This window comes from Aldersonia kunmingensis (assembly GCF_001646865.1).
GTDB classification, from domain to species: domain Bacteria; phylum Actinomycetota; class Actinomycetes; order Mycobacteriales; family Mycobacteriaceae; genus Aldersonia; species Aldersonia kunmingensis.
This window is the reverse complement of sequence record NZ_LRRB01000147.1, coordinates 1-7,415: the sequence shown is the minus strand read 5'-3', so window position 1 is coordinate 7,415 and position 7,415 is coordinate 1. Positions and strand designations below refer to the sequence as shown.

6 protein-coding genes are annotated in these 7,415 nt (G+C 66.7%); 4 read left to right on the top strand and 2 right to left on the bottom strand.

All coding sequences use genetic code 11. The features are described 5' to 3' along the window. The 3 genes from nuoL to nuoN all read left to right on the top strand — a co-directional run. A partial coding sequence (gene nuoL, locus A8G08_RS11405; RefSeq protein ID WP_068273816.1) for an NADH-quinone oxidoreductase subunit L occupies positions 1-1,798 on the top strand: 1,798 nt, incomplete at its 5' end. Next, positions 1,798-3,405 (top strand): NADH-quinone oxidoreductase subunit M, encoded by a 1,608-nt coding sequence (locus tag A8G08_RS11400; protein ID WP_068273814.1) that lies wholly within the window; start codon positions 1,798-1,800, stop codon positions 3,403-3,405. The genes nuoL and A8G08_RS11400, both read left to right, overlap by 1 nt. A 74-nt stretch (positions 3,406-3,479) precedes the next feature. Further along, on the top strand, positions 3,480-5,051 hold the full coding sequence (gene nuoN, locus A8G08_RS11395) for an NADH-quinone oxidoreductase subunit NuoN (RefSeq protein ID WP_245672784.1): 1,572 nt from the start codon (positions 3,480-3,482) through the stop codon (positions 5,049-5,051). On the opposite strand, the gene A8G08_RS11390 is transcribed toward nuoN, so the two are convergent. Then, on the bottom strand, positions 5,036-6,070 hold the full coding sequence (locus tag A8G08_RS11390; protein ID WP_245672783.1) for an FUSC family protein: 1,035 nt from the start codon (positions 6,068-6,070) through the stop codon (positions 5,036-5,038). The genes nuoN and A8G08_RS11390 overlap by 16 nt on opposite strands. Positions 6,071-6,235: 165 nt before the next feature. Here A8G08_RS11390 and A8G08_RS11385 point away from each other — a divergent pair, with 165 nt between their 5' ends. Beyond that, complete coding sequence (locus A8G08_RS11385; RefSeq protein ID WP_068273808.1) at positions 6,236-6,766, top strand: MarR family winged helix-turn-helix transcriptional regulator; 531 nt, start codon at positions 6,236-6,238, stop codon at positions 6,764-6,766. 12 nt (positions 6,767-6,778) lie between these two features. Here the strand turns inward: A8G08_RS11385 and A8G08_RS11380 are convergent. Beyond that, the coding region (locus A8G08_RS11380) for a Rossmann-fold NAD(P)-binding domain-containing protein (RefSeq protein WP_483757011.1) at positions 6,779-7,415 on the bottom strand (637 nt) is incomplete at its 5' end.

Here is a 7,415-nt window from a genome sequence, read left to right as displayed (position 1 = left end):
CACCTGGGGTCATCTGCTCGGCTGCGTCGCGGCACTCGCGTCGTTCGTGCTCGGCCTCGCGCTGTTCGTGCAGATGCTCGGCCGCTCCGACGCGGAACGCACCGTGCACCAGGAACTGTTCACGTGGGTCCCGGTGCAGGGTCTGAACGTGGAGTTCGGCATCCAACTCGACCAGCTCTCCATGTGTTTCGTCCTGCTGATCACCGGAGTCGGATCGCTGATCCACATCTACTCGGTGGGCTACATGAAGGACGATCCGGAGCGGCGGCTGTTCTTCGGATACTTGAATCTGTTCCTCGCCGCGATGCTCATTCTCGTGCTCGCCGACAACTACCTCGGTCTCTATCTCGGCTGGGAGGGCGTGGGTTTGGCGTCCTACCTGCTGATCGGGTTTTGGCAGCATAAGCCGACCGCCGCGACCGCGGCGAAGAAGGCGTTCATGGTCAACCGCGTGGGTGATACCGGGCTCGCGATCGCCATGATGATCATGTTCGCGACGTTCGGCTCCATCAGCTTCGCCGACGTTTTCGGCACCGTGGACGACACCAGCGAGGGCGTGCTCACCGCGATCGGGCTCATGCTGCTGCTGGCCGCATGCGGCAAGTCCGCACAGGTGCCGCTGCAGTCCTGGCTCGGTGACGCGATGGAAGGCCCCACGCCGGTGTCGGCGCTCATCCACGCGGCCACCATGGTCACCGCCGGCGTGTATCTCATCGTGCGGTCCGACGCGATTTTCGACCTTGCCCCGAACGCCCAACTGGCGGTAGCGATCGTCGGTGCGGTCACTCTGCTTTTCGGCGCGATCATCGGCTGTGCCAAGGACGACATCAAGAAGGCGCTCGCCGCGTCGACCATGAGCCAGATCGGCTACATGGTGCTGGCCGCGGGACTCGGGCCGGCCGGTTACGCGTTCGCGATCATGCACCTGCTCACCCACGGATTCTTCAAGGCCGGGTTGTTCCTCGGCGCCGGCTCGGTGATGCACGCGATGAACGACGAGGTCAACATGCGCCGCTACGGCGGGCTGCGCAAACTGTTGCCGATCACCTTCATCACCTTCGGATTCGGCTATCTCGCGATCATCGGGATACCGCCGTTCGCGGGGTTCTTCTCCAAGGACAAGATCATCGAGGCGGCATTCGCGGACAACCTTGCACTCGGAATTGTGACCCTGCTCGGCGCTGGGATCACCGCGTTCTACATGACCCGCGTGATGATCATGACGTTCTTCGGCGAACGCCGCTGGGACGACACGGCGCATCCTCACGAGGCACCGAACGTGATGGTCTGGCCGATGATCATTCTGGCGATCGGGTCGCTCACCTCCGGAGCACTGCTGACCGCGGGTTCGTCGCTGCAGAACTGGCTCGCTCCCGTGTGGAGCGGGTCGGCAGAACACCATGAACTCGGTATCCCCATCTGGTTGCTCACAGTGATCACGCTGGCCGTTGTGCTGGTGGGTGTCGCAATCGCCTACCGGCAGTACGGCACCCGTACCGTGCCTGCGGAGGCCCCCGAGGAGGTCGGGGTACTCACCACTGCCGCGCGCCGGGATCTCTACGGCGACGCGTTCAACGAGGCGGCCTTCATGCGTCCCGGCCAGCAGGCGACGCGCGCACTGGTGGTCGTCGATGAGCGCGGCATCGACGGTGCCGTGACCGGCATACCCAAGGTGATCGACGCTTCCTCGCGCGAACTACGCAAGGTGCAAACAGGATTCGTCAGATCGTATGCCTTGACGATGCTCGCGGGCGTGCTGTTCGTGACCGCGGCGATGCTTCTGGTGGTGGTGCGCTGATGAACGCCTGGCTCTCGGTGCTGTGGCTGCTCCCCCTCGGCGGCGCGATTGTGACGATGGCGCTGCCCGCGCGGGTCGGTGCGGGCGCGAAATCCTTTGCCCTGCTGGTGTCGCTGGTCGTGCTCGCCATCGCGATCGGCCTCGCGCTCGGCTTCGACCCCGATGGTGCGCGGTACCAGTTCGTCGAGTCGCACGAATGGATCCCCGCACTGGGCACGCGCTACGAACTCGGACTCGACGGCATCGGGCTCGCCCTGGTACTGCTCACCGCCGTGCTGGTGCCGCTGCTGCTGGTCGCCGCCTGGCGGGACGACGCGTACGCGGCCGGCCGGACGCACCGTGGGGCCCATACCTATTTCGCGCTTTTCCTGATCGTCGAGTCGATGGTGCTGATGTCCTTCGTCGCCCTCGACGTGCTGCTGTTCTACGTGTTCTTCGAGGCGATGCTCGTGCCGATGTACTTCCTCATCGGCGGATTCGGGCGCAGCGCCGACGGTGTCGTCGCCGGCCGGGCTGGCGAGTCTGGCCGCTCCGCAGGCTCCGCTCCTGCCGCCGCGGCAGTGAAGTTCCTGCTCTACAACCTCGCCGGTGGCCTGGTGATGCTCGCCGCAGTGGTCGGCCTCTATGTCGTCACCGCCAATGCCGGCGCGGGCACTTTCGATCTGCGTGCGATATCCGGCGCGGTGTCGTCCGGGGCGCTCGATATCGACCCGACCGTCGCGAAGGCACTGTTCCTGGGCTTCATGTTCGCGTTCGCGGTGAAGGCACCGCTGTGGCCGTTCCACACGTGGCTGCCCGGCGCAGCGGTCGAATCCACACCTGCCACCGCGGTCTTGATGATGGCCGTCGTCGACAAGGTCGGTACGTTCGCGATGCTGAGGTTCTGCTTGCAGTTGTTCCCGGATGCGTCGCAGTATTTCGCGCCACTTATCGTGACGCTGGCGGTCATCGGCATCGTCTACGGCGCGGTCCTCGCGATCGGTCAGACCGACGTGATGAGGCTGATCGCGTACACCTCGATCTCGCACTTCGGCTTCATCATCCTCGGCATCTTCGCCCTCACCAGCCAGGGCCAGTCGGGCTCCACGCTGTACATGGTCAACCACGGCATCGCGACCGCAGCGCTGTTCCTTATCGCCGGGTTCCTCGTTTCCCGACGCGGCAGCCGGTCGATCTCGGCCTTCGGCGGCGTGCGCAGGGTTGCACCGGTGCTGGCCGGGACGTTCCTCGTCGCCGGGCTTGCGACCCTGTCGCTACCCGGGCTCGCGCCGTTCATCAGCGAATTCCTGGTGCTGATCGGCACTTACACGCGCTACCAGGCGGCGGCGGTGGTCGCGGCGAGCGCGCTCGTGCTCTCGGCGATCTACGTGCTGTGGCTCTACCAGCGCACGATGACCGGCCCGCTGCGCGCGGAGAACGAGAAGATCACCGATCTCGTGCCGCGCGAACTCGCGGTCGTCGGACCGCTGCTGGCCCTTGTGCTCGTGCTCGGCATCTATCCGAAACCGGTGCTGGACATCGTTAATCCGGCCGTTGAACAGACCCTGACGATCGTGGGAGTCGAAGACCCGGCACCGGCGATCGTCGGCGAGGGAGGTGGCAGGTGACAAGCGAAGTGGGGTCGGCGCTACTGGCCGCGAGCGTGCCCGCGCCGGATGTCGAATACAGCAAACTCGCCCCGATGCTGATCGTGTTCGGCGTTGCGGTGGCCGGAGTGCTCGTGGAGGCGTTCGCCCCGGCGCGTGCTCGGTACGCGAGCCAGTTGGTGCTGGGAATCGGTGGCCTTGCCGCGGCATTCATTGCCGTGGTCGTGATCGCGGCACAGATTCACGAACCCGGCGCGGAGTTTGTCACCGGCGAAATTCTGGTCGCCGGGTCCGTCGCGCTCGACGGCCCAACGCTGTTCTTGCAGGGCACGATTCTGTTGGTCGGCGCGCTCGCTCTGGTGCTCATCGCGGCACGCACAACCGTCCCGGCGACCAGCACCGCCTCGGCGGCTACTGGACGGCCAACCAGCGGCCCGCTGCGGGTGTCGGACGCCTTCACCGCGCAGGCGTCGGCCGCACCGGGCAGTGCGGCCGAGCGCGAGGCGACTCGGGCGGGCCTCATCGCGACCGAGGTCTTCCCGCTGACCCTGCTGGCCATCGGCGGCATGCTCGCATTCCCGTCCGCCAACGACCTGCTGACGATGTTCGTTGCGCTCGAGGTGCTTTCGTTGCCCCTCTATGTCCTCTGTGGGCTCGCGCGCCGCCGCCGGGTGCTGTCGCAGGAAGCAGCAATGAAGTACTTCCTGCTCGGCGCGTTCTCGTCGGCATTCTTCCTGTACGGGATCGCGTTGATCTACGGCTACGCCGGGACGGTCAACCTGGACGGCATTGCCGACGCGATCAAAATCAACGACAGCGAATCGACCACGCTGCTGATTGGAATCGCCCTGCTCGCGGTCGGGCTGCTCTTCAAGGTCGGTGCGGTTCCGTTCCACTCCTGGATCCCCGACGTCTACCAGGGTGCGCCGACCCCGATCACCGCCTTCATGGCGGCGGCGACGAAAGTGGCCGCGTTCGGAGCGATGTTACGGATCTTCTATGTCGGGCTGTCGGGTTCGGGCGACGTGTGGCGGCCCGTGCTCGGCGCCATTGCGGTACTGACGATGGTCGTCGGGTCGGTCGTCGCGATCACGCAATCGGATATGAAGCGCATGCTGGCGTATTCGGCGGTGGCGCACGCCGGGTTCATCCTCACCGGTGTGGTCGCCCTCAACAACGCTGGTCTGGCATCGACGATGTTCTACCTTCTGGCCTACGGATTCAGCACCCTCGGCGCCTTCGCGGTGGTGAGTTTGGTTCGTGACGGCGACGCCGAGGCCACAGCGATGAACCGCTGGGCGGGGCTGGGAAGGCGCTCCCCGCTGCTCGGCACGCTCCTTGCCCTGTTTTTGCTCGCATTCGCCGGGATTCCGCTGACGAGCGGATTCGTCGCCAAGTTCACGGTTTTCGCCGCTGCTACGGACGGCGACGTGGCGTACCTGGTCATTGTCGGCGTGATCTGCAGCGCGATCGCGGCGTACTTCTACGTGCGGGTGATCGTGCTGATGTTCTTCTCCGATGCCCCGGACGATCCGCCGACAATCGTGCACCCCAACCTCGCCACCGCGAGCGTCATCGCCCTAACCGCGATTGTCACCGTGCTGCTCGGTGTGGTGCCGCAACCGGTGATCGAGCTTGCGATTCGGTCCGCTCAGTTCGTGGCCTGAACCAATCCGCGCCGGGCAGGCAGCAGATCCGCATCGGCATGTTCGATGGTGAGCGCGGCGACGACGATGCCGATCACCACACCGATCAATGTGTCACCGGCACGAGCGGCGGCCGCTTCGGTACCGAGTGGTGCGCCGAGTCCCATGAGCAGCAACGCCATCGGCGCGATAGCAGCCGAGGTGAGCGCGTAGTTGGCCGGCACGGTGAGTTCGGCAGCGACCTGCAGCGCCACGATGAGCACCGCGGCCTGCCAGTAGCCGAGCGATAGGGCAATGAGCCCGGCAGCGACGACCGCCCCGGCGACATTGCCGAGCAGTCGCTGAATACCGCGTCGCACGGTGTGTTCGTAGGCGACCCCCTGCAGCGCCGCGACCGCACCCATCGAGGCCCACAGCGGGTGCTGGAAGCCCACCGCGAGCGCGACCCATCCGGACACCATGGCGGCCAGGGTGATTCGGGCTGCGTTGGTCCAGACCGGATGCGAGCGCAGCCGCCGCACACCTGTCCGTAGGAAGGTGGCAGGAGTCGCGCTCAAGGATGGCCGGCGAAGCAGCGCTGTGATCATCGAGCACATCCAGCCGATCAACGCTCCCACACCGGTCGCGGCGCCAACGATTGCGACATCGGGCAGCGCATGCGCGAAACCCGCCGAAGCCGTTGCGGCAAACGCCATCACGACCGCTCCCGGCCCGGCAACGCCGAACGCGTTCAGCACCGCCGCGCACACGCCGACAAGTACTGACAGCGTGGCAATCAGCAGGATCGCGGGTGCGCCGGCCGCGCCGAGCAGTCCACCGCACAGCGAGACGACGAGCAGTGTGGCGCCGGCGAAAGCCACCTTGGTCGCCCGCTCGCGGTGCCCCGGGGGCCGCCCGAATGCCGCGGCCACCGCCCCAAGGGCGGCGAACCCGGCGAGGTCACGGTGCCCGAGCAGTCCGGCGCCGGTGAGGATCAGGGCCACCGCGAGACCCACCCGAAGCGCCGGCCCAACTACACCGTCCGAGCGTGTCACCGACATCGCCTGGCGCCATACGTGCGGCGAGGCGGTCAGTGCGAGAGCACGCCGACGGTGCGCGATCGGCCGCGGCGCGGCGAGGGGCATAGCGGGGGGCACCCGTGGAGGTTAGCATTTATTTTACTAGTAAAACAGTAGTGAGATAGTTGCCCGCTCTAGGATCGGCGCATGGTGCCGGACGAACCCGACGGAACGCAGCGCCCGCCCGCCGACTACGTCGATCGCATGCGCGGCGATCTGCGGGCGGTTCTCCCGGATCTGGACACCGCCTCCATCGACGTGTTCGGCCGGATCGCCAGGATCGGCGCACAGGTGAGCCAGCTCGTCGACCGCTCGCTCGCGCCGGCCGGGATCTCCCGCGCCGAGTTCGAGGTGTTGTCGGCGCTGGTCCGTAGCCCCCGGCCGTTGCGCGCGAGCGAGGTCATGTCCACGACCATGCTGAGCGGCGCATCGATCACCAAGCTGGCCGATCGGCTCACCACAGCGGGTCTGCTCGAGCGGCTGAAGTTCGAGCGCGATGCGCGCGTGGTGCTGCTGGCGCCCACGGCCGCCGGCCGCGAGCTAGTCGAGCGGGAACTTCCCCTCCGCCTCGACCGCGAGTGGCATCTCCTGGCAGATCTGTCCCCCAACGAAGTTCACGACCTCGCGGCCCTGCTGCGCCGGGTATCCGAACGGGTGGAAGCCGCGGCCCGGGAGTAGATCCGAGTCGGGCTAGTCCCGGCCGCCGGGGTTGACCGAGTCAAGCACCTCGCCGACCGCTTTGGCACTGGCGACGAGCGCGACGCGCTCGGAAGCATCGATGTACGTCGGCAGCGGCGACCCGGCGCCATTGCGAGCGACGATTCGCGGCATCGACAGGCACACCGAACCGGTGATTCCCGCGTAGCCGTCCATCGGCGCGGACACCGGAAGCACGCGATGCTGATCGTGCAGCACTGCCTCGATGATGCGGGCGGTGGCGAGCCCGACGGCCCAGTTGGTGGCGCCTTTCCCCGCGATGATCTGCTGCGCCGCGGTGCGCACGTCATCGACCAGCGCCTCCCGGGACGCGGCCGACACCATGGTGCCGTCCGGTCCGACCCAGTCGTGAATCGAAATGCCGCCGATCGTCGCACCGCTCCACAACGCGAGCTCGCTGTCCCCGTGCTCGCCGACAATATGGGAGTGCACGTTCTGGACCGCGACGCCGCATCGGCGCGCGAGCAGTACCCGTAACCGGGAACTGTCGAGAACGGTGCCGGAGCCAAACACGCGGCCCACGGGTAGTCCCGCGACCTCGATAGCCACGGAGGTGAGCACGTCGACCGGATTGGTCACCAGCAACAGCACCGCTTCGGGCGCCATTTCC